The sequence below is a fragment of the Streptomyces aurantiaciflavus genome, from assembly GCF_049808595.1.
GTDB lineage: Bacteria > Actinomycetota > Actinomycetes > Streptomycetales > Streptomycetaceae > Streptomyces.
In genome coordinates this window covers 23,611-42,776 of record NZ_JBNCAQ010000027.1, presented here as the reverse complement: position 1 = coordinate 42,776, position 19,166 = coordinate 23,611, and the positions used below count along the sequence as shown (strand labels likewise).

The following is a 19,166-nucleotide window of genomic DNA, read 5'->3' as shown; positions in this document are numbered from 1 at the left end:
GCCTGACCTTAGACGGCCCGTTCCCGTGCCTGTTGCGCCGCCTCCCGCACGGAGCCGTGGTGCACCGGCCCGTGGCCGGGCAGCAGGACGTCCGCCTCCAGCTCCTCGATCGTCTCCAGGGACGCCACCGCGCGGGCGCGCTCGTGGTGGAACATGTCGGGCAACAGCTGCGGCCCCCGCACCCGGGAGGTCGGGTGGCCGCTGACCAGCGCGTCGCCGGAGACGACGATCCCGGCCTGCGGGAGATGGAAGACGGCGTGGCCGTCCGTGTGGCCGGGGGTGTGCACGGGCACGGGTCGGCCGGGCAGGTCCAGCGGGCCGGTGGCGGCCGGGAAGGGCTCCGGCGCGGTGACCGGGTGCTGCTCGGTGCCGCCGGACCGCAGCACGTGCACCATCCACGGCAGGACGCCCGGACGCCAGAGGTTCGCCAGCACCTGGCCGACGGTGACCTGCTGGAGGAACTCCCGCCGCGCGTGGGGGACTTCGGCCGGGTGGAGATAGACCGGCGTGCCGTACGTCGCGCGCAGGTGCTCGGCGGAGCCCAGATGGTCGTTGTGGGCGTGGGTGATCAGCACCGCCGCGACCGCCTCGGGTGAACTGCCCACCGCCGCGAGGGAGTCCAGCACCAGCTGCCGGTCTCCCGGGTACCCGGTGTCGATGAGGGTGACGGCGTCCCCCTCGGTGAGGATCACCCAGTTGGTGTTGCTGCCGTGCACCAGATAGGTGCCGTCCGCCACCTGCCGTACGTCTGCCCGCATTGTTGTCCCGTGGGGGTGAGGTCCGTGCCCGACGGGGGACAGCAAAGCAGATCAGGACGGGGGCGCCGACGGCGGGGCGGTACGCATGCCGAACAGGAACCTCGTCACCGGCGTCCGGCGCACCAGGAGCTCGTACACCAGGAGCGTCACCGCCAGTGAGGCGGTCACGATCGCCGCGTACTTGACGGCGATCGGCGCGCTCCAGCCGACCACGCCGTAGGCGAACGCGACGACGACCGGCTGGTGGAGCACGTACAACGGCAGCGCGGCCACGACGAGATACCCGAGGACACGGCCGCGGCGCCCGCGGGTGACCGGCGCCGGACGCCGCCGGGCGCGACGCCTGTCCAGCAGGCCCAGGATCGCCACGACCCAGCACCAGCCCGCCGCGCTGAACAGGGCGCGGGTGAGCAGCGCGAGGGGCGTCCGGTCGGTGAACGGGTCGTCCGCCGCCGAGAACCCGGGCGCGGTCGCCACGAAGAGGACCAGACCGGCGACGCCGACCGGCACGGCCAGGCGGCGCATGCAGGCGCGGCTGCGCTCGTCGTCGGCGAGGGCGTAGCCGTAGAGGAAGAACAGCAGGTACGTCCAGCGGTTCCAGCCGGCGAAGCCCTCCTCCATGCCGAGTACGACATTCAGCAGGGCGAGCGGGAGCGCGGGCAGCAGCAGGAGGGCCGGGCGGTCCGCGAGGGCGGAGGCGGCGCGTTCGCCGGCCCTCGCCACCGGGCCGGCCACGGCCGCGACCAGCAGGCAGAAGACGAGCAGCAGCACCACGAACCACAGATGGCCGGTCTCGAAGTGCTCCCCGTCGAGGACGAAGGGGAAGTCCGCGAGGTCCGGGTGGACGTGGAGGAAGCGGGTCCAGAAGCGCCGGTAGGACTCGTCGTGGCCGGGGTCCGCGGCGCGCTGCCGCAGCCACTGCGGGAGCGGGCAGAGGACGACCGTGGCGAAGACCAGCGGGACGCCCAGGCGCAGCAGACGCTCGCGGGCGAAGCCGCCGGGACCGCGCCGGCGGACCGAGTGCCGTGCGCCGAGCCCCGCGACCAGGAACAGCATCGGCATCGCCCAGACCACGCCGAGACCGGCGACGACGGTCACGGCCTCGGTCGTGTCGGCGTTCTTGACGTAGAAGTCGTCGTCGGGGGAGAACACCAGCGCGGCGTGGAAGAAGACCAGGCCCACCACGACCAGGGCGCGCAGCACGTCGAGTTCGGTGCGCCGGGGTGCGGTCCCGGGCACGGACGAGGCCTGCTCCGGTGGGTTCGTCATGGGCGCACCGTACGTACCCCCGCGGGGTGGGTAAACGCGGAATGCAGACCCTCTTTCGTCCGCCTCTACTGCACGCCCCGCGGGCGGAACTGGATGCTGATGCGCGGACCGGCGGCACGCGTCGACTTGGGGATGCAGTGCTCCCAGGTCCGCTGGCAGGAGCCGCCCATCACGATCAGGTCGCCGTGCCCCAGCGGGCGCCGCACGCTGCTGCCGCCGCCGTGGGCCGGACGCAGGAGCAGATCGCGGGGCGCGCCCACCGAGAGGATGGCGACCATGGTGTCCTCGTGGGCGCCCCGGCCGATCCGGTCGCCGTGCCAGGCCACACTGTCCCGTCCGTCGCGGTAGAAGCACAGGCCGGCGGTGACGAAGGGCTCGCCCAGTTCGTCGGCGTAGTGCGCGCTCAGGGTGTCGCGGGCCTCGTCCAGCAGCGGGTGGGGCAGCTTCTCGCCCGGCCCGTAGAACGCGAGCAGCCGGGGGACGTCGACCGTGTGGTCGTACATCCTGCGACGCTCCGCCCGCCATGGCACCTCGGCCGCCAGCTGTTCGAACAGCAGGGCCGAGCCGGAGAGCCACCCCGGCAGCACGTCGATCCAGGCGCCCGAGCCCAGCTCGGTCCGGCGGAGCCCGTCGAGGGGACCGAGGCGCAGCTCGTCGGTCTGGTCGAAGAGGGAGCCCTGCAGGTTCCTGGTCATGGCTCCAGCGTAACTCCCGAATCGAATGTGTGTTCCCAAGAGATCGCTCGCGCCGGGTTCGGGCGAAGAGACTTTCGATACATCGGTGTATCGGATACATTCACGTATCGAACGGAGGTCCGGTATGGCGACGGAGCAGACGGCCAGGCGCGTCACCAGGCGCCGTGTGCGCACGCGGGCCAACCTGCTCGACGCCGCCTTCCAGGTGTTCGCCGCGAAGGGCTTCGGGCGGGTCTCCATCGAGGAGGTCTGCGAGGCCGCCGGCTACAGCCGGGGCGCCTTCTACTCCAACTTCGACAGCCTGGACGAGCTGTTCTTCGCGCTCTACCGGCAGCGCGCGGACCTGATCGCCCGACAGGTCGCCGACGCGCTCGCCGGCGACGGGCCGGACCTCGACGTGCCCGCCTCCGTGGACCGGGTCACCGAGGTGCTGCTCCTCGACCTGGACTGGCTGCTGGTGAAGACGGACTTCCTCGTGCACGCCGCCCGCGACCCGGCCGTGGCGCAGTCCCTGCTGGAGCACCGCTCCCGCCTGCGCGCGGCGATCGCCGACCGGCTCGCCCGCGCCCGCGGCCACACCCCCCTGCCCGCCGTGCTCGCCGACGCCGACGCCGCCGCCCGCGCGGTGGTCGCCGCGTACGACGGGGTCACCACCCAACTGCTGCTGGACAAGGACGTGAACGGCGCCCGCGCCTGGCTCAAGCAACTGCTCACCGCGCTGCTGACCGACGGCAGCGACCCCCGGACGCACAGCTGAAACACCTTCAGGAGAAAGGGCAACAGTCGCCATGGACGCGGACGTCATCGTCGTCGGAGCGGGCCTCGCCGGCCTGGTCGCGGCGCACGAACTCACCAGCAGGGGCAGGCGGGTCGCCCTGGTCGACCAGGAGAACGCCGCCAACCTCGGCGGCCAGGCGTTCTGGTCCTTCGGCGGGCTGTTCCTCGTCGACTCGCCCGAGCAGCGGCGCCTGGGCGTCAAGGACTCCCTCGACCTCGCCTGGAGCGACTGGCAGGGCAGCGCGCAGTTCGACCGCACCGACGACGAGGACTCCTGGGCGGTGCGCTGGGCGCGCGCCTACGTGGAGTGGGCGGCGGGGGAGAAGCGCACCTGGCTCACCGGGCACGGGATCTCCTTCGTGCCGACCGTCGGCTGGGCCGAGCGCGGCGACCTGCGCGCCGACGGGCACGGCAACTCCGTTCCCCGCTTCCACGTCGCCTGGGGCACGGGTACCGGCGTCGTCGAACCCTTCGCCCGCTACGCCAAGCAGGCCGCCCGGGACGGGCTGCTGACCTTCTACCACCGCCACCGGGTCGACGAACTGGTCATCGAGGAAGGCGCGGCCCGAGGAGTGCGCGGCACGGTCCTCGCGCCCGACGACTCCCCGCGCGGCGTCGCCTCCAACCGCGACCGCGTCGGCGACTTCGAACTGACCGCCCAGGCCGTCGTCGTCACCAGCGGCGGTATCGGCGCCAACCACGAGATGGTCCGCCGGTACTGGCCCGAGCGCCTCGGCACCCCGCCCGCGGAGATGGTCACCGGTGTCCCGGCCTACGTCGACGGCCGGATGCTCGACATCAGCGCCGGCGCCGGCGTCCGGCTGGTCAACCGCGACCGCATGTGGCACTACACCGAGGGCATCCAGAACTGGGACTCCATCTGGCCCGGCCACGGCATCCGCATCCTGCCCGGCCCCTCCTCGATGTGGTTCGACGCCCTGGGCCGCCGCCTGCCCGGCCCCTGCCTTCCGGGCTACGACACCCTCAGCACGCTCAGGCACCTGCGCACCACCGAGGACATCGCCGCACACGACCACTCCTGGTTCGTCCTCACCCGGAAGATCGTCGAGAAGGAGTTCGCGCTCTCCGGTTCCGAGCAGAACCCCGACATCACCGCCAAGGACCGCAAGGCCGTCCTGCGCGACCGCCTCCTCGGCAAGGGCGCCCCCGCGCCGGTGCAGGCCTTCCTCGACCACGGCGCGGACTTCGTCGTCGCCGACACCCTCGACCGGCTCGTCGAGAAGATGAACGCCCTGACCGACAAGCCGCTCCTCGACGCGGGGGACCTGCGCCGCCAGATCCGGGCCCGTGACCTCCAGATCGCCAACCCCTACGCCAAGGACGCCCAGGTGCAGGGCATGCGCAACGCCCGCCGCTACATCGGCGACCGCCTCGGCCGCGTCGCCACCCCGCACCGCATCCTCGACCCCGAGGCCGGCCCGCTGATCGCCGTCAAGCTGCACGTCCTCACCCGCAAGACCCTCGGCGGCATCCAGACCGACCTCGACTCGCGCGCCCTCGGCGCCGACGGCCGGCCGATCGAGGGTCTGTACGCGGCGGGCGAGGTCGCCGGGTTCGGCGGTGGCGGCGTCCACGGCTACAACGCTCTCGAGGGCACCTTCCTCGGCGGCTGCCTGTTCTCCGGGCGCGCGGCGGGACGGGCGGCCGCCCAGCAGGCGGGGTGACCCCGGGCGGGCCGGGTCTCAGCCCAGCAGGCCGACCAGGACGGCGGCGTGACTGCGCTCCGGCTCCTTCGCGGCCGTCAGCAGGGTCACCTGCCCCCGGTCCGCCAACTCACGGACGTGATCGAGGAGTTCGGCCGCCTCCGGGGCTGCCAGCTCCGCCTCGTACCGGCGGGCGAACTCCTCGTACGAGCCCTCGCCCGCGTGGTACCAGCGGCGCAGCTCGGTCGACGGGGTCAGGTCCTTGGGCCACTCGTCGACCCGCGCCGCGTCCTTGGCGAGGCCGCGCGGCCACAGCCGGTCGACCAGGACGCGGACACCGTCGTCGGGCTCGGGCGGTTCGTAGACGCGGCGCACGCGGACGCTCACGGGCGGGCCTTCCTGAAGGCGGCGGGTGGTGCCGGGAGCGTACTGCCGACGACGGCTCCGTACGGTGGGCGACGCGGCGGAACTTGACCTGATGGAGGGTCAATCCGCCCCGGCGAGCGCCTAGCCTGGGCACGTTTGCTCACACGCCACCCCCCAAGGAGCGCACGTGACACATCCCCACAGACGCCCCGCCCTCCTCGCGACCGTCCCCGTCGCCGTGGCGGCGCTGCTCACCGGCGCCGACCCCGCTCTCGCGGCCGGCCCGGTGGGTGCCTCCGGCGTCGGCGACCCCTACTTCCCGCTCGCCGGCAACGGCGGCTACCACGTCGACCACTACGACCTGACCCTCCGTTACGACCCGAGCACCCGTCACCTCGACGGCCAGGCCGTGCTCACCGCCCGAGCCACCCAGCGCCTCAACCGGTTCGATCTCGACCTGCACGGGCTGAAGGTCACCGGCCTGACCGTCGACCGTGCCCGGGCCGCGCACCGGCGCGAGGGCCAGGAACTCGTCGTCACCCCGCGCCGCGCCCTGCGCAAGGGCGAGCGGTTCCGGATCACCGTCACCTACTCCGGCACCCCCGGCCCGGTCACCGACCCCGACGGCTCCCTGGACGGCTGGATCCCCACCGACGACGGCGCGTTCGTCGCCGCCGAGCCGCAGGGCGCCATGACCTGGTTCCCCGCCAACAACCACCCCACCGACAAGTCCTCCTACGACTTCACCATCACCGTCCCCGAAGGACGCACGGCGGTCGCGAACGGCGTCCTCCTCGGGCGGAGCACCGCGCACGGCAGGACCACCTTCCGCTGGCGCCAGACGGAACCCATGGCCGCCTACCTCGCCACGGCCACCATCGGCAAGTTCCAGGTCGAGCAGTCCACGACCCGCGACGGCATCAAGGTCTACAACGCCGTCGACCCCCGCGAGGCGACCGCCGCCGCACCCGTCCTCAAGCAGCTCCCGTCCGTCCTGGAGTGGGAGAGCCGGCTGTTCGGCCGCTACCCCTTCCGCGCCGCCGGGTCGATCGTCGACCACGCCCCGCAGGTCGGCTACGCGCTCGAGACCCAGACCCGGCCCGTGTACGACCGCGCACCCGACCTGAGCACCCTCGTCCACGAGAGCGCCCACCAGTGGTTCGGCGACTCCGTCTCCCTCACCTCCTGGAAGGACATCTGGCTCAACGAGGGCTTCGCCGTCTACGCGGAGTGGCTCTACGCCGAGCAGCACGGCGGCGACACCGCCCGGCAGGCCTTCGACGCGCTGTACGCCCTCCCGGCGAGCGACCCCGTGTGGGCGTTCCCGCCCGGCGACCCCGGCAGCGGCGCGCACATCTTCGACACCCCCGTCTACGCCCGCGGCGCCATGACCCTGCAGGCCCTGCGCACCGCCGTCGGCGACGGCGTCTTCTTCCGCATCCTGCGCGCCTGGGCCCTGGAGCACCGCCACGGCAACGCGACCACCGCCCGGTTCGAAAGCCTGGCGGAGCGACTGTCGGGGAAGGAGCTCAGCGGAGTGTTCCAGACCTGGCTGTACGCTCGGGGCAAGCCCAACCAACCGTAGAACCTGACCAGTTCCTCACACCTTTCGGCCATGGTCGACACATGATCACGCACCGCGCCCGTGCCGCGCTGCTCGCCGCGTCCCTCCTGCTCACCGGATGCGGCGGCGGCGCGGCGGCCTCGTCCGGCCAGAGAGCCACCACCCCGCCCGGCCCCGCGTCCACCGCCACCCCGTCGGCACCCGGCCTGCCCGCACCCGCGATGTCCGCGCAGTCGGACCTGAAGCAGATACCCGGCCTCGGGCCGAGGACGGCGGCCGCCGTACCGGCCACGGCGCGCCAGGTGGTCGTGGTGACGGGCCGGGGCCGCGACTCCCCGCTCTCCCAGGTCGTCCTGTACCGGCGCACCGGGACCGGCTGGCAGGCGGGAACCGTCTGGCCCGCCCACAACGCCCTGCGCGGCTGGACCGACCACCACATGGCCGGCGACCTGCGCTCACCCATCGGCGTCTACGGCCTCACCGACGCCGGCGGACGACTGCGCGACCCCGGCACCCGGCTGCCGTACGACCAGTCGTCCGGAGGTTTCGACTCGCCCGGCACCGGGTTCGAGGGCGAGCCGCTCGCCGGGTCCTTCGACTACGTGGTCGCCATCAACTACAACCGCGAGCCGGGCACTTCGCCGCTGGACTGGACCCGTCCGCTGGGAGCGAAGCGCGGTGGGGGCATCTGGATCCACGTGGATCACGGCGGGCCCACCCACGGCTGCGTGAGCATCGCGGAGCGGCACATGAAGGAACTGCTCCTCGCCCTCGACCCCGCCCTCCACCCGGTTGTCGTCATGGGCGACCATGCCTCCCTGGCCCGCTGAACGAATCCGCCGGCCGAATCCGCCGGCCGAATCCGCCGGCCGCATCCGGCGGACCGAAGCAGCCGGACCGCGTCCGCCGACCGAAGGGGAAACCGCCGCGTGTGCGCACATGTACTGGTCGCCGAGGACGACGCGATGCAGGCGGAACTCATCCGCCGCTCGCTGCTCGCCGAGGGCCACACCGCCCTCGTCGTCCACGACGGCTCCGCCGCGCTGGACGCGGTGCGGCGGGAGAGGCCCGACCTCGTCGTGCTGGACCTCATGCTGCCGGTCATCGACGGTTTCGGGGTGTGCCGGGTGCTGCGCCAGGGCGACGACATCCCGGTGCTGATGCTGACCGCCCGCGCGGCCGAGGAGGACGTGCTGCTCGGCCTGGAGCTGGGCGCCGACGACTACATGACCAAGCCGTACAGCCCGCGTGAGCTGATGGCCCGGATCCGCACGGTTTTGCGGCGCAGCGGGCGCGCCGCGGGCGGCCGGCGGGAGGATCCCGTCGTACGGGCCGCGGGGCTCGCCGTCGATCCCGAGCGGCACGAGGTGCGGTGCGACGGGGAGCCCGTGGAGTGCACACCCGCCGAGTTCCAGATCCTGCTCGCCCTGGTCGGCGAGCCCGAACGGGTCTTCTCCCGACGGCAGTTGCTGCAGTGCACCCGCGGCTTCGACCGCTCCTCCACCGAACGGGCCATCGACGTGCACATCATGAACCTGCGTCGGAAGATCGAGGCCGACCCGCGCAGACCCGTGCGGCTGCTGACCGTCTTCGGCGTCGGCTACAAGCTCAGCGGCTCACGCGCGTGAAGCCGGTCCGCATACCCCTGCGCAAGCGCCTGCTGGTCCGGCTGCTGATCGCGTCCGTACTGATCGCCGTGTGCTCGGTGGCCGCGACGGCCTGGCTGGCGGTGACCACCACCACCCGCGCGCTGCGGGAGGAGCAGGGTCAGGCCCTCGCCGACGACATGGACATCCTGGCCCGGCTCAGCGGATACGCGGCCACCCACCCCGACTGGAGGGGCGTCCGGACCACCGTCCGCGAGCTGTCCGCGCGGACCGGCCGGCGCATCGCCCTGACCACCGCCGACCGCACCCTCCTCGCCGACTCCGCGCCACGCGGCACCTCCCTGCCGCCCCGCGCCGCCGCCACCGTCGACCCGCTGCGCACCGACACCTTCAGCGAGCGCGGCGCCCAGCTCAGCGGCACGGACCCGCGCGTCGTGGGCCCCTACCGGCTCACGGCGGAGGAACGCACGAGGGTGGCCGCCCTGGCCCGCAAACGGCAGAGCTGCTTCTCCCGCCACGGCGTCGACACTACCCTCGACCTGACACCGAGCGGCCGTACGGTCCTGCGCTCCACCGACGGCGGCCTCGACGCCGACTACGTGCCCGAGCCCTGCGCCGACGGACTGCTCAACACCCTGACGGCCACGGAGGAGAAGGCGCTGGGCGGCCTGAAGCAACTCGCGCGCGGCTGCCTGACCCGGGCGGGGCTGGACCCCGACGTCCCCGCGTCCCTCGGCAACGGCTACACCGGCGTGGACCTCCAGGGCACAGGACGCATGCCAGGATTTTTCATGAAGGGCGAGGGCAAGACGATACGCGCGGCCCAGAACTGCTACGACGACGCCCGTCGCGCCCAGCTCGACCCCTACGTCGCCCCCGTCGCCGAACTGTTCCTCGGCGGCGGGGACAACGGCGCGGCACCCCGCTGGAACCTGTCCCCGGCCAACAAGACGAAGGTCGTCGGAGCGGCCGGGCTGGTGCTCGCCGTCACCGTCGCCGTGACCGCCGTCGTCGCCACCCGTCTCGTACGGCCCCTGCGCGCTCTCACCGAGGCCGCCCAGCAGCCCCCCGACCGGCATGCACGCGTACCCGTCACGACCCGGGACGAGACCGGCATCCTGGCGGAGGCCTTCAACGACCTCGCCGAGCGCCGCGAACGACTGGAAGTCCAGCGCAAGGCCCTGGTCAGCGATGTCGCCCACGAACTGCGCAGCCCGCTCACCAACATCCGCGGCTGGCTGGAGGTCACCCGCGACGGACTCGTCGAGCCCGATCCGGAGCTGCTCGCCGCTCTGCACGAGGAGGCCCTCGTCCTCCAGCGCGTCATCGACGACCTGCGCGACCTCGCGGCCGCCGACGCCGGCACGCTGCGGCTGCATCGTGAGCCCGTGGCCGCCGACGAGCTGCTCGCCCAGGTCGCCGCCGCCCACCGGGTCGCCGCGGACACCGCCGGCGTCACCCTGCGCACCGCGAGCGACGGCACGCCGTGGCTGGACGCCGACCCGGTGCGGCTGCGGCAGGCGCTCGGCAACCTCGTCACCAACGCCGTGCGCCACACCCCGCCCGAGGGCACGGTCACCCTCACCGCGCGGAGCGACGGCGAGCAGGTCGTCCTGGAGGTCGCCGACACCGGTACCGGTATCGCGGCCGAGGATCTGCCGCACGTCTTCGAGCGGTTCTGGCGCGCCGAGAAGTCCCGCAGCCGGCGCACCGGAGGCAGCGGCCTCGGCCTGCCGATCGTCCGCCATCTGACGACCGCCCACGGCGGCACCGCCGAGGCGACGAGCACCCCGGGCGCCGGCAGCGTCTTCACCCTGCGGCTGCCCGCCGCCACACCCCCGCAGGACGGGTGAGCAGGGAGGGGCTGATTCCGTTCGGGCGGCGCGGGTACCCCGTTGGCCGGACGACGAAGAGGGAGGTCACGCCATGTGCTCGGACGACCTGCCGGTCGTACACGCCCTGGCCGAACTGGCCGACCTGGTCGAACGGCGAGCGGGCCTGTTCGTCCGTTGGTCGCGCGGCCCGGAGGCCGACCTCGGGTCGGTCTCCAGCACGGACGAACTCACCGGCGTCCCGATGCCCGGCCTGTCCGCCAACCCCCTCGACGTCGAGGACTGGTGGGAGGACCGCTCCCGCACCCTGTGGGTGGCCCGCAGGCTCTACGACTACGCGCACCTGCCGCACGACAAGGGCCCCGGTGTCCGCCCCTGGATCCTGACGGGCCGGGAGACGGGCCGGGGCCCCGACAACGAGCCACTCGTGGCCGATGTGCGGCCGCTGTGCTGGATCGACCCCGACGCGATCGAGGAGGCGCGCGCCGAGGTGGCGCGGCAGGAGGCCGAGTGGGGGCCGCTGCGCCGGAGGGGCCGGTGAGGGCCGGCCCCCCAGGCGCCCACCGGCGCGGACCCGGCCGGGGTCAGGAACTGCGTCGCGCCTTGATGCGCCGCTTGAGGGCGCGTCGTTCCGTCTCGCTCGTCCCGCCCCAGACCCCGAGGGTCTGATCCGTCTCCATCGCCCACTCCAGGCACGGTTCCCGCACCGGGCAGCGTCGGCAGACCGCCTTCGCCTGTTCCGTCTGCAGCAGTGCCGGCCCCGAGGTGCCGATCGGGAAGAAGAGGTCCGGGTCCTCGTGGCGGCACGCGGCATGCTGTCGCCAGTCGTCCATCGAAGTCACCTGCGATCGAAGTCGTATGTGCTTTTCCGGATAGGTCGGTTGCTCCCGATCGGGTCACCGGCGGGGCGGGAGTGAAACAACGCCGGGCCCGGAAGACGTTCACAGCACCGGCGGGGTCGTTCACTGCTCCCGCATGCCCCACGGCGAGCCGTACGCCGTCAGCAGGTCGAGGAAGGGGCGGGCCGGGAACGCCTCCGGGCCCAGCACGCCCACGCCGGACCACGCGCCGTTGGCGAGCAGTTCGAGGGCGACGACCGGGTTGACGGCCGTCTGCCACACCACGGCCTGGCTGCCGTACTCGGCCATCGACCACTGGTTGTCGACCACGTGGTACAGGTACACCTCGCGGGGCGCGCCGTCCTTCACGCCCCGCACCCACGTCCCGGCGCACGTCTTGCCGTGCATACGCTCGCCCAGCGACGCCGGGTCGGGCAGACAGGCGGCGACGACGTCCCGGGGCGAGACCGGCACCGGGCCCGCCGCGCTCGGCACCGTCACGGGGGCGGTGCGGTCCAGTTCCAGCCGGTGCAGCGTCTTCAGCGTCTCGACGAACTCCCGGCCCAGGCCGTACTTGAAGGTGACCCGGCGTGCGTCGACCCAGCGGGGCACGAGCAGCACCTCCTCGTGCTCCACGTTCACGCACTCGACGGGGCCGATGCCCTCAGGGAAGTCGAACACCTCCGGCTCGCTGAACGGCTCGGTGGTGAACCAGCCGCGGTCGGCCTCGTAGATCACCGGCGGGTTCAGGCACTCCTCGATCGTGGTCCAGATGTTGAAGGAGGGCGCGAAGTCATGGCCTTCGACGGTGAGGTTCGCGCCGTCGCGGACGCCGATCTCCTCGATCTCGTCGAAGAGTTCGTCGGCCGCGTACCGCGCGAAGACGTCCGACAGGCCGGGCTCCACCCCCATGCCGACGACGGCCAGCGCGCCCGCGTTCTCCCAGTCGGCGGCCTGCGTGAACTGCGCGTCGCCGAGCTTGATCCCGCACTCCTCGTACGGGCGCTCCGGGTGGGGGCGCGAGAGCGACATCGCCATGTCGACGTAGGTGGCGCCGGCCGTGCGGGCCGCCTGGAAGAGGGGCAGCACGAAGCGCGGGTCGGTGGCGTTGAGCAGGACGTCGCAGCGGTGGTCGGCGAGCAGGCGGGTCACCGCCGCCTCGTCGCTCGCGTCGACGCGCTCGGCGAGGAACCGCTCGTCGCCGTCGAGGGCCGCGACCGCGGCGGCGGCGCGGTCCGGGTCGTAGTCGGCGACGACCATCGCCTCGAAGAACGGACGCCGGGCCGCGATCCGGGTGATGGCGGTGCCCACACCGCCGGCCCCCACGAGCAGTACACGCATGACGGGAACTCCCTGCCGGTAGGTCGACTGTCGAAAGGTCGACACAGGTCGACACAGGTCGATAAGTCGATGAAGAGGTCTGTCGGTCAGCGCGCTGCCCTGGATCCAACGCCGTCCGCCCGCTTAAGGTCAATGGCGTTGGCATAAGAACCGGGACATAATGGGAGATGTCGTGCCGAAACAGGTCGTGCCCGAGGAGAAGCGGCGTCGTCGGCGGCCCACCAGGAGCGGCACCGTCCTGTCCGAGCGGCTCATCGTCGAGGCCGCGCTGCGCCTGCTGCGTGAGCACGGCAGCGCAGGGCTCACCGCCCGCCGTCTCGGCCTGGCCCTCGACTGCGACCCCAGCACCCTCTACCGGTACTTCCGGGGCATGGACGACCTCACCCTCGCCATCGGCGACGCGCTGATCGGGCAGGCCCTGCGCGGCTGGGAGCCGACGGGGCAGTGGCGGGCGGACCTGCACGCCGTCGGGCTGCGCATCCACGAGGCGTACGTCGCCCACCCGCAGGCCGCCCAGCTCACCGCGAGCCGCGTCACCGGCCGGGCGAACGAACTGGCCGCCGACGAGGCCGTCCTGGACGTCCTGCGCAGGGCCGGTTTCCCGCTGCCGGACACCGTGCGGATCTACCACGCCTTCATCGACCAGACGCTGGCCTTCGCCGCCCTGGACGCGGCGGCGCTGGCGCTGCCGCGCGCCTCGCAGCGGGCCGACGACGCCGTCTGGCGCTCGACCTACGCCCGTCTGCCCGCCACCACCCACCCGCGGATCGCCGAGGCGGCCCCCCTGCTGTCGACCCGCATGGTCACCAGCGCCTATCCGACGGCCCTGGAGATGCTGCTGGACAGCGCGGCGGCCCGGCTCGCGGCGCTGGAGGCCGCCTAGTCGGGCTGTGCCGGGACGTCAGCTGCGCAGGGCCTCCCTGGCGGTCTCGACGACCGCGTCCGCCAGTGCCGCCAGCGCCGGTGAGTCGAGCTTCCACTGCTGCCAGTACAACGGGACGTCCAGCGGCCGATCGGGCGCGAGGGAGGTCAGGCGTCCGGCCGCCAGCAGCGGACCTGCCTCCACCTCGGGCACCATGCCCCAGCCGAGCCCGGCCACCACGGCGTCGAGGAAACCCTCCGAGGTCGGCACGGCGTGTCGTACGGCGCTCGCGCCGCCCGCGCCGCGCCGCAGCCGGCGCACGAACGCGTCCTGGAGATCGTCGCTCCGGTCGAAGGTCACCACGGGCGCCTGGGCCAGGGCTTCATGCAGCGGGCTGCCCTCCAGGTGCCGGGCGGTGAAGCCGGGGGCGGCCGCGGCGAGGTAGCGCATCCGGCCGAGCTGCCGCACGGAGCACCCGGTCACCGGGTCGGCCGAGGAGGTCACCGCGGCCATCACCAGGCCCTCCCGCAGCAGCTGAGCCGTGCGTGTCTCGTCCTCGCGGTGCAGCTCGAAACAGAGCGGCGGCTCCTGCGGTACGCGGGTCAGGGCCGGCAGGAACCAGGTGGCGAGGGAGTCCGCGTTCACGGCGACGGTCACGCGTGTCGGCTCTCCTGCGCCGCTCATGCCCAGCTCGGACCGCGTGTCGCGCTCCAGCCGGGCCAGCTGCCGGGCGAACCGGACGACGATCTCGCCGGACTCCGTGGGCCGCACCGGCTTCGTGCGCAGCAGCAGGACCCGGCCGGTGCGCTGCTCCAGCGCCTTCACCCGCTGGCTCACCGCCGACGGCGTCACGTGCAGGGCGGCGGCCGCCGCGTCGAAGGTGCCCTCGTCGATCACCGCGAGCAGCGTGCGCACCTGGTCGAGCGGAAGGTCCAGGGAGAGGTCCGTCATCACGAGGGCTAATGATACGTAAGAATCTTTAGCTGTATCTGTAGTGATCCGCTCTCTAGCGTGGACGCCATGACGCCCGCTCTCGCCGCCGCTGCCGCCGGATTCGGCACCGGCCTCTCGCTCATCGTCGCCATCGGCGCCCAGAACGCCTTCGTCCTGCGTCAGGGCATCCGCCGCGACGCCGTCCTCGCCGTCGTCGGGATCTGCGCCCTGTCCGACGCCCTGCTCATCGCGCTCGGCGTGGCCGGGGTGGGAGCGCTGGTGGTGGCCTGGCCGGGAGCGCTGACCGCCGTCGCCTGGATCGGCGGCGCCTTCCTGCTCTGTTACGGCGCCCTCGCCGCCCGCCGGGTGCTCACACCGGGCGGGGCCCTGACGACGGACGGCGATGCCACGGGCTCACGGCGGCGGGCGGTGCTCACCTGTCTGGCCATGACGTGGCTGAACCCGCACGTCTACCTCGACACCGTCTTCCTGCTCGGCACCGTCGCCGCCGACCGTGGACCGCTGCGCTGGACCTTCGGCCTCGGCGCCGCGCTCGCCAGCCTCTGCTGGTTCGCGGCGCTCGGCTTCGGCGCCCGGCTGCTCAGCCGCTTCCTGGCCCGGCCGGCCGCCTGGCGCGTCCTGGACGGACTGGTCGCCGTCACGATGATCGCCCTCGGCGTCACCCTCGTCGCGGGAGCCTGAGAAGAACCCGAGTGTCCGAAAGCTGAGATCGCCCGTCCATGAGGGCCGCGACACCACAGGAAATGCTGCGATAGTGATCCACCGACAAAAGGTTGTAACCAGCAATCAGGAAGCCTGTGGACACGAGCGAGAGCAGCACCCCACCCGAGACCGGGACCGGGACCGGGACCGACCCGGACCCGCGGGACCGCCCCCGACGCGGCTGGCGCCGTTGGGCGATGGACACCCGCCCGCTGCGCCGGCCCGCCTACCGCCGCCTGTGGTCCTCGACGATCGTCACGGCCGTCGGCAGCCAGCTCACCGCCGTCGCCGTCCCCAAGCAGATCTACGACATCACCGGCTCCTCCGCCTGGGTCGGCTACGCCAGCCTCGCCGGTCTGCTGCCGATGGTGCTGTTCGCCCTGTGGGGCGGCGCGGTCGCCGACACGATGGACCGGCGCAGGCTGCTGCTGATCACCAACACCGGCATCGCCGTCACCTCGGTGCTGTTCTGGCTCCAGGCCGTCTCGGGGCTGGACTCGGTGCCGGTGCTGATGGTGCTGCTCGCGGTGCAGCAGGCGTTCTTCGGCCTCAACTCGCCCGCCCGCAACGCCTCCATCGCCCGCCTGGTCCCGGCGCAGGAGCTGGCCGCCGCCAACGCCCTCGGCTCCACCGTCATGCAGACCGGCCTGGTCGCCGGACCCCTGCTGGCGGGTGCCCTGATCCCCGTCATCGGCCTGTCCGACCTCTACCTCATCGACGCCCTCGCCCTGTGCGTCACGCTGTGGGCCGTCGTCCGCCTGCCCGCGCTGCCGCCGCTCGCCGCCTCGACCGCCCGGCGCGCCGGGGTCCGGGAGATCGCGGAGGGCTTCCGCTACATATCCCGGCACAAGGTGCTGCTGCTGTCCTTCCTCGCCGATGTCATCGCCATGGTCTTCGGCATGCCCCGCGCCCTGTTCCCGCAGCTCGCCGCTGAGACCTACGCGCCCTACGGCGAGGGCCGCGCCCTCGGCCTGCTGTTCGCGGCGATCCCCATCGGCGCGGTGCTGGGCGGGCTGTTCTCCGGCACGTTCTCCCGGGCCCGGCGGCACGGCTGGATGGTCATCGGCGCGGTCGTCGCCTGGGGCGCGTCGATCGCCGGCTTCGGACTGAGCGGCAGCCTCTGGCTCGCCGTCGTCTTCCTCGCCGTGGCCGGGGTGGCCGACATGGTCTCCATGGTCTTCCGCGGCGCGATCCTGCTCTCCGCCGCCACCGACGAGATGCGCGGCCGTATGCAGGGGGTCTTCACCGTGGTCGTCGCGGGCGGCCCGCGCCTGGCCGACGTCCTGCACGGCACCGCGGGCGCCGCCTTCGGCCCACGGGCGGCCGTCGCGGGCGGCGGCCTGCTGGTGGTCGCCGTGATGCTGGGCCTGGCGGCGGCGGTGCCGGCCCTGCGCCGCTACCGCGTCTGAGGCCAGGGGCCCGCCCGGTCGGGACGCGCCGGACCAGGTCACGGGAACGTCCGGGGCCTCGCAAGCACCCGCGTCCGCGGCGGATCCGCGGGGCACCTGGGGCCTGTCCGGCGGATCACGCCGCAGACGACGAGTCACCGCCGGTTCCCTGCGACCTGATCCGCCGGACACGTCCTGGCCAGGGCCTGTTGCGAAAGTGGCGCCTGCCGCGCGACGCCACTTTGGCAAGAGGCCCTAGATGACGCCGCGCCGGTGGATCCCGTACTGCTCCATGAGCTTGCCCCGGGTCATCTCCAGGCGGTGAGCGAGGATTTCGGCCACGATCCGCACCAGCGACAGCCCGAGCGCCGGATCCTCCTCGCTGAGCTTGAGCACCGGCTGCGCCTCGAACTCGTAGGCCCGCACCGGGCTGAAGGCCTCCGCGCCGAAGTCCCACTGGTAGGGCGGGAACAGCCAGGACCAGCCGAGCAGGTCACCGGCGCCGAGGCCGGCGACCGTGACCCGCTGTATGGACGTGACCTGCTGGGTGAGCGAGACGGCGCCGGAGCGGATGACCCAGAAGCGGTCGGCCCTGCCGCCCGCCTCGAAGATCCGGGTGTCCTCCGGGAAGGACACCTCCCGTGCGAGGGACATCAGACGCTGGCGCTGGGGTGGGGGGAGGGCGGTCAGCAGTTTCGTCGCTTTGGTCATGGCGCGGGGCTCCTCGCCGGCGATGGGTCCGGGGTGCACCCGGAGGGGGATTCCGGGTTTCGCTTCCACCCATTTCAGCCGCTGCGCACGCCCCGGGCACCTCGGCGGACGGAACTTCCGGCGATGGGCAGAGAAAAGCCCTGGCTGGACGGGGGAAGCCAGCCAGGGCCGTCAAGGGTGGTGAGGCGGGAGTGCGTTCGACCCCGTCACCACGTATGAGTGAACCGTAAACCATTCGCGGCGATTTTGCGCAACCAGAAGCGGGTCACGTGACCGGTTTCACTCCGCAGCCGGTTCCGGCCCCCCACCGCCTCACTCCGCGTCCCTCGTGACGACCCTGATCGTCCTGAACTCCGGGTCGGTCGCATCGGGCAGGTTCATGCCCGCCTCCAGACCGGTGCGCAGATAGCGCAGCACGGGCTCGGTCAGCCGCTCACCGGGCAGAACGGCGGGAATCCCGGGCGGATACGGCGTGATCATCTCGGCGGCGACCCGGCCGGCCGCCTCGGACACCGGCACGTGCTCGGCCGGCCCGAAGAACGCGTCCCGGGGCAACAGCCCCTGCGCCAGCCGCAGTTCGGACGGCGCAGGCACCTCCATCCGAGGGGCGGGCCGCAGGTCCGGCGCCGCGTCCGTGAGGTCCTGGAGGGCGGCGAGCAGCTCGCCGGTCGTCTCACGGTCGTCGCCGTGGGTGATCTGCGCGCCGACCCGGCGATGGTCCGACAGGTGCATGTCCATGGCCCGGTGCTCGCGCAGCCAGTCCGCGGCCTGGAAGCCCGAGATGCCGAGCCCGGCGAGGTCGATGACGACGGGCAGCGGGTCGAGGTCGTCCGCCCGGCCCGGGCCGCAGAAGTCGTCGCGGTCGTTGACGTGCAGCCCGTCGATCTGCTCGACGGCGGCCCGCACCTCGGCCGCGAGGTCGAGAGCCGTGCCCATGAGCTCCTCGCCGCGCAGACGCATCTGCCGCCGCCAGCCGTCGAGCCCGGCGTACAGCAGCACCGAGGGGCTGGTGGTGCCCAACAGGTCCGCGCGCATCTTCAGCAGCTCCGCCGGGACGAGGTCGCCCTGCAGATGGAAGACGGAGCCCTGTTCCAGTCCGCTGCCCATCTTGTGGATGCTGGTCACGCAGATGTCGGCGCCCGCGTCCATCGCCCAGGACGGCAGATCCGGGTGGAAGGGCAGATGCGCCCCCCACGCCTCGTCCACGATCAGCGGCACGGAGCGGCGGTGGCAGACCTCGGCGATCGCCCGCAGATCCGCGCTCGCCCCGTACGGCGTCGGACTGGTGACCAGGGCTCCCTTCGCGTCGGGGTGGACCTCGAACGCCTTCTCGAACTTCTCGGCGGACGGCGGATGCGCCAGGTGCCGGTCGGCGTCCCACTGCGGCTCGACCCAGACGGGCTCGATCCCGGAGAGGATCAGACCCGACACCACCGACTTGTGCGCGTCCCGCCCGATCAGCAGCTTCTCGTGCGGGCCGGCCACGGACAGCATCGCGGCCTTGACCGACAGGGAGCTCCCGCACGTCGAGAAGAACGTGTGGTCGGCGTGGACCGCGTCCGCCATCAGTTCCTCGGCCCGCTCCAGAACCCGGCCGCGCGTCAGCCGGTCGTCGAGCCCGCCCGACGCCAGCACGTCACCGAGGAAGACCGCGTCCCCCAGCACCTCCCGCACCTCGGGATCGGCACCACGGGCCTGCTTGTGCCCGGGCGGCGAGAACGCCAACCGCCCCTGGCGGTGATAGTCGACGAGGGCTTCCAGTACGGGTGCGCGAGTGTGGTCGGCTGTCATGAGCACCCGGGTTCCCGCCGAGCCCGCCCGCCAATCGAGTCGAGCG

General features: G+C 72.8%; 19 protein-coding genes. 10 read left to right on the top strand and 9 right to left on the bottom strand.

Features of this window, described 5'->3' with window-relative positions:
* Window positions 1-8: 8 nt before the first annotated feature.
* The 3 genes from ACPT94_RS28770 to ACPT94_RS28760 all read right to left on the bottom strand — a co-directional run bounded on the left by ACPT94_RS28770 (window position 9) and on the right by ACPT94_RS28760 (window position 2,722).
* Complete coding sequence (locus ACPT94_RS28770; protein ID WP_425247183.1) at window positions 9-758, bottom strand: MBL fold metallo-hydrolase; 750 nt, start codon at window positions 756-758, stop codon at window positions 9-11.
* Between the two features lie 51 nt (window positions 759-809).
* Window positions 810-2,027 (bottom strand): acyltransferase family protein, encoded by a 1,218-nt coding sequence (locus ACPT94_RS28765; protein WP_425247182.1) that lies wholly within the window; start codon window positions 2,025-2,027, stop codon window positions 810-812.
* 65 nt (window positions 2,028-2,092) lie between these two features.
* Window positions 2,093-2,722: an alpha-ketoglutarate-dependent dioxygenase AlkB gene (locus ACPT94_RS28760; RefSeq protein ID WP_425247181.1), complete on the bottom strand. Its 630-nt coding sequence runs from the start codon at window positions 2,720-2,722 to the stop codon at window positions 2,093-2,095.
* 124 nt (window positions 2,723-2,846) lie between these two features.
* Between ACPT94_RS28760 and ACPT94_RS28755 the strand changes: the two genes are divergently transcribed.
* Window positions 2,847-3,479 carry a TetR/AcrR family transcriptional regulator gene (locus tag ACPT94_RS28755; RefSeq protein ID WP_425247180.1) on the top strand — a complete coding sequence of 211 codons (633 nt, stop codon included), beginning with the start codon at window positions 2,847-2,849 and terminating at the stop codon, window positions 3,477-3,479.
* A gap of 31 nt (window positions 3,480-3,510) precedes the next feature.
* On the top strand, window positions 3,511-5,184 hold the full coding sequence (locus tag ACPT94_RS28750) for an FAD-binding dehydrogenase (protein WP_425247179.1): 1,674 nt from the start codon (window positions 3,511-3,513) through the stop codon (window positions 5,182-5,184).
* A gap of 18 nt (window positions 5,185-5,202) precedes the next feature.
* Here ACPT94_RS28750 and ACPT94_RS28745 read toward each other — a convergent pair whose 3' ends face one another.
* Window positions 5,203-5,550: a DUF488 domain-containing protein gene (locus ACPT94_RS28745; protein WP_425247178.1), complete on the bottom strand. Its 348-nt coding sequence runs from the start codon at window positions 5,548-5,550 to the stop codon at window positions 5,203-5,205.
* Window positions 5,551-5,716: 166 nt separating this feature from the next.
* Between ACPT94_RS28745 and ACPT94_RS28740 the strand changes: the two genes are divergently transcribed.
* From ACPT94_RS28740 to ACPT94_RS28720, 5 genes are all read left to right on the top strand, one after another.
* Window positions 5,717-7,114, top strand: a complete 1,398-nt coding sequence (locus ACPT94_RS28740; RefSeq protein WP_425247177.1) for a M1 family metallopeptidase — start codon at window positions 5,717-5,719, stop codon at window positions 7,112-7,114.
* Window positions 7,115-7,155: 41 nt separating this feature from the next.
* Entirely contained in the window at window positions 7,156-7,923 is a 768-nt protein-coding gene (locus ACPT94_RS28735; RefSeq protein ID WP_425247176.1) for a L,D-transpeptidase family protein, read from the top strand.
* Window positions 7,924-8,022: 99 nt separating this feature from the next.
* A complete protein-coding gene (locus ACPT94_RS28730; protein WP_360339164.1) occupies window positions 8,023-8,721 on the top strand; it encodes a response regulator transcription factor in 699 nt (232 codons plus the stop codon).
* Window positions 8,718-10,553: a sensor histidine kinase gene (locus ACPT94_RS28725; RefSeq protein ID WP_425247175.1), complete on the top strand. Its 1,836-nt coding sequence runs from the start codon at window positions 8,718-8,720 to the stop codon at window positions 10,551-10,553. Before ACPT94_RS28730 ends, ACPT94_RS28725 begins: the two co-directional genes overlap by 4 nt.
* Window positions 10,554-10,626: 73 nt before the next feature.
* On the top strand, window positions 10,627-11,073 hold the full coding sequence (locus tag ACPT94_RS28720; RefSeq protein ID WP_360339158.1) for a DUF6098 family protein: 447 nt from the start codon (window positions 10,627-10,629) through the stop codon (window positions 11,071-11,073).
* A gap of 43 nt (window positions 11,074-11,116) precedes the next feature.
* Here the strand turns inward: ACPT94_RS28720 and ACPT94_RS28715 are convergent, their stop codons facing one another.
* Together ACPT94_RS28715 and ACPT94_RS28710 are read right to left on the bottom strand one after the other, a co-directional pair.
* Window positions 11,117-11,365 (bottom strand): WhiB family transcriptional regulator, encoded by a 249-nt coding sequence (locus ACPT94_RS28715; protein WP_360339155.1) that lies wholly within the window; start codon window positions 11,363-11,365, stop codon window positions 11,117-11,119.
* A gap of 129 nt (window positions 11,366-11,494) precedes the next feature.
* On the bottom strand, window positions 11,495-12,712 hold the full coding sequence (locus ACPT94_RS28710) for a saccharopine dehydrogenase family protein (RefSeq protein WP_360339152.1): 1,218 nt from the start codon (window positions 12,710-12,712) through the stop codon (window positions 11,495-11,497).
* Window positions 12,713-12,884: 172 nt separating this feature from the next.
* On the opposite strand from ACPT94_RS28710, the gene ACPT94_RS28705 reads away from it, so the two are divergent.
* A complete protein-coding gene (locus ACPT94_RS28705) occupies window positions 12,885-13,595 on the top strand; it encodes a TetR/AcrR family transcriptional regulator (protein WP_360339149.1) in 711 nt (236 codons plus the stop codon).
* An 18-nt stretch (window positions 13,596-13,613) separates the two neighbouring features.
* Here ACPT94_RS28705 and ACPT94_RS28700 read toward each other — a convergent pair whose 3' ends face one another.
* The gene (locus ACPT94_RS28700; protein WP_425247206.1) at window positions 13,614-14,525 is read right to left on the bottom strand and encodes a LysR family transcriptional regulator ArgP; all 912 of its coding nucleotides are present in this window, start codon (window positions 14,523-14,525) and stop codon (window positions 13,614-13,616) included.
* Window positions 14,526-14,594: 69 nt separating this feature from the next.
* On the opposite strand from ACPT94_RS28700, the gene ACPT94_RS28695 reads away from it, so the two are divergent.
* The gene (locus ACPT94_RS28695) at window positions 14,595-15,209 is read left to right on the top strand and encodes a LysE/ArgO family amino acid transporter (RefSeq protein ID WP_425247174.1); all 615 of its coding nucleotides are present in this window, start codon (window positions 14,595-14,597) and stop codon (window positions 15,207-15,209) included.
* Between the two features lie 116 nt (window positions 15,210-15,325).
* Window positions 15,326-16,639: an MFS transporter gene (locus tag ACPT94_RS28690; RefSeq protein WP_360339140.1), complete on the top strand. Its 1,314-nt coding sequence runs from the start codon at window positions 15,326-15,328 to the stop codon at window positions 16,637-16,639.
* 234 nt (window positions 16,640-16,873) lie between these two features.
* Here ACPT94_RS28690 and ACPT94_RS28685 read toward each other — a convergent pair whose 3' ends face one another.
* Both ACPT94_RS28685 and ACPT94_RS28680 read right to left on the bottom strand, forming a co-directional pair.
* Window positions 16,874-17,329, bottom strand: a complete 456-nt coding sequence (locus tag ACPT94_RS28685; protein WP_360339135.1) for a cyclic nucleotide-binding domain-containing protein — start codon at window positions 17,327-17,329, stop codon at window positions 16,874-16,876.
* A 312-nt stretch (window positions 17,330-17,641) separates the two neighbouring features.
* Entirely contained in the window at window positions 17,642-19,120 is a 1,479-nt protein-coding gene (locus ACPT94_RS28680; RefSeq protein ID WP_425247173.1) for an aminotransferase class I/II-fold pyridoxal phosphate-dependent enzyme, read from the bottom strand.
* Between the last annotated feature and the right edge of the window lie 46 nt (window positions 19,121-19,166).

Coding starts and splice junctions, on each gene's coding strand:
- ACPT94_RS28720 (WP_360339158.1), top strand. CDS start 10,627: ATGTGCTCGGACGACCTGCCGGTCGTACACGCCCTGGCCGAACTGGCC.
- ACPT94_RS28685 (WP_360339135.1), bottom strand. CDS start 17,329: ATGACCAAAGCGACGAAACTGCTGACCGCCCTCCCCCCACCCCAGCGC.
- ACPT94_RS28750 (WP_425247179.1), top strand. CDS start 3,511: ATGGACGCGGACGTCATCGTCGTCGGAGCGGGCCTCGCCGGCCTGGTC.
- ACPT94_RS28680 (WP_425247173.1), bottom strand. CDS start 19,120: ATGACAGCCGACCACACTCGCGCACCCGTACTGGAAGCCCTCGTCGAC.
- ACPT94_RS28715 (WP_360339155.1), bottom strand. CDS start 11,365: ATGGACGACTGGCGACAGCATGCCGCGTGCCGCCACGAGGACCCGGAC.
- ACPT94_RS28700 (WP_425247206.1), bottom strand. CDS start 14,525: ATGACGGACCTCTCCCTGGACCTTCCGCTCGACCAGGTGCGCACGCTG.
- ACPT94_RS28735 (WP_425247176.1), top strand. CDS start 7,156: ATGATCACGCACCGCGCCCGTGCCGCGCTGCTCGCCGCGTCCCTCCTG.
- ACPT94_RS28765 (WP_425247182.1), bottom strand. CDS start 2,027: ATGACGAACCCACCGGAGCAGGCCTCGTCCGTGCCCGGGACCGCACCC.
- ACPT94_RS28695 (WP_425247174.1), top strand. CDS start 14,595: ATGACGCCCGCTCTCGCCGCCGCTGCCGCCGGATTCGGCACCGGCCTC.
- ACPT94_RS28710 (WP_360339152.1), bottom strand. CDS start 12,712: ATGCGTGTACTGCTCGTGGGGGCCGGCGGTGTGGGCACCGCCATCACC.
- ACPT94_RS28755 (WP_425247180.1), top strand. CDS start 2,847: ATGGCGACGGAGCAGACGGCCAGGCGCGTCACCAGGCGCCGTGTGCGC.
- ACPT94_RS28770 (WP_425247183.1), bottom strand. CDS start 758: ATGCGGGCAGACGTACGGCAGGTGGCGGACGGCACCTATCTGGTGCAC.
- ACPT94_RS28760 (WP_425247181.1), bottom strand. CDS start 2,722: ATGACCAGGAACCTGCAGGGCTCCCTCTTCGACCAGACCGACGAGCTG.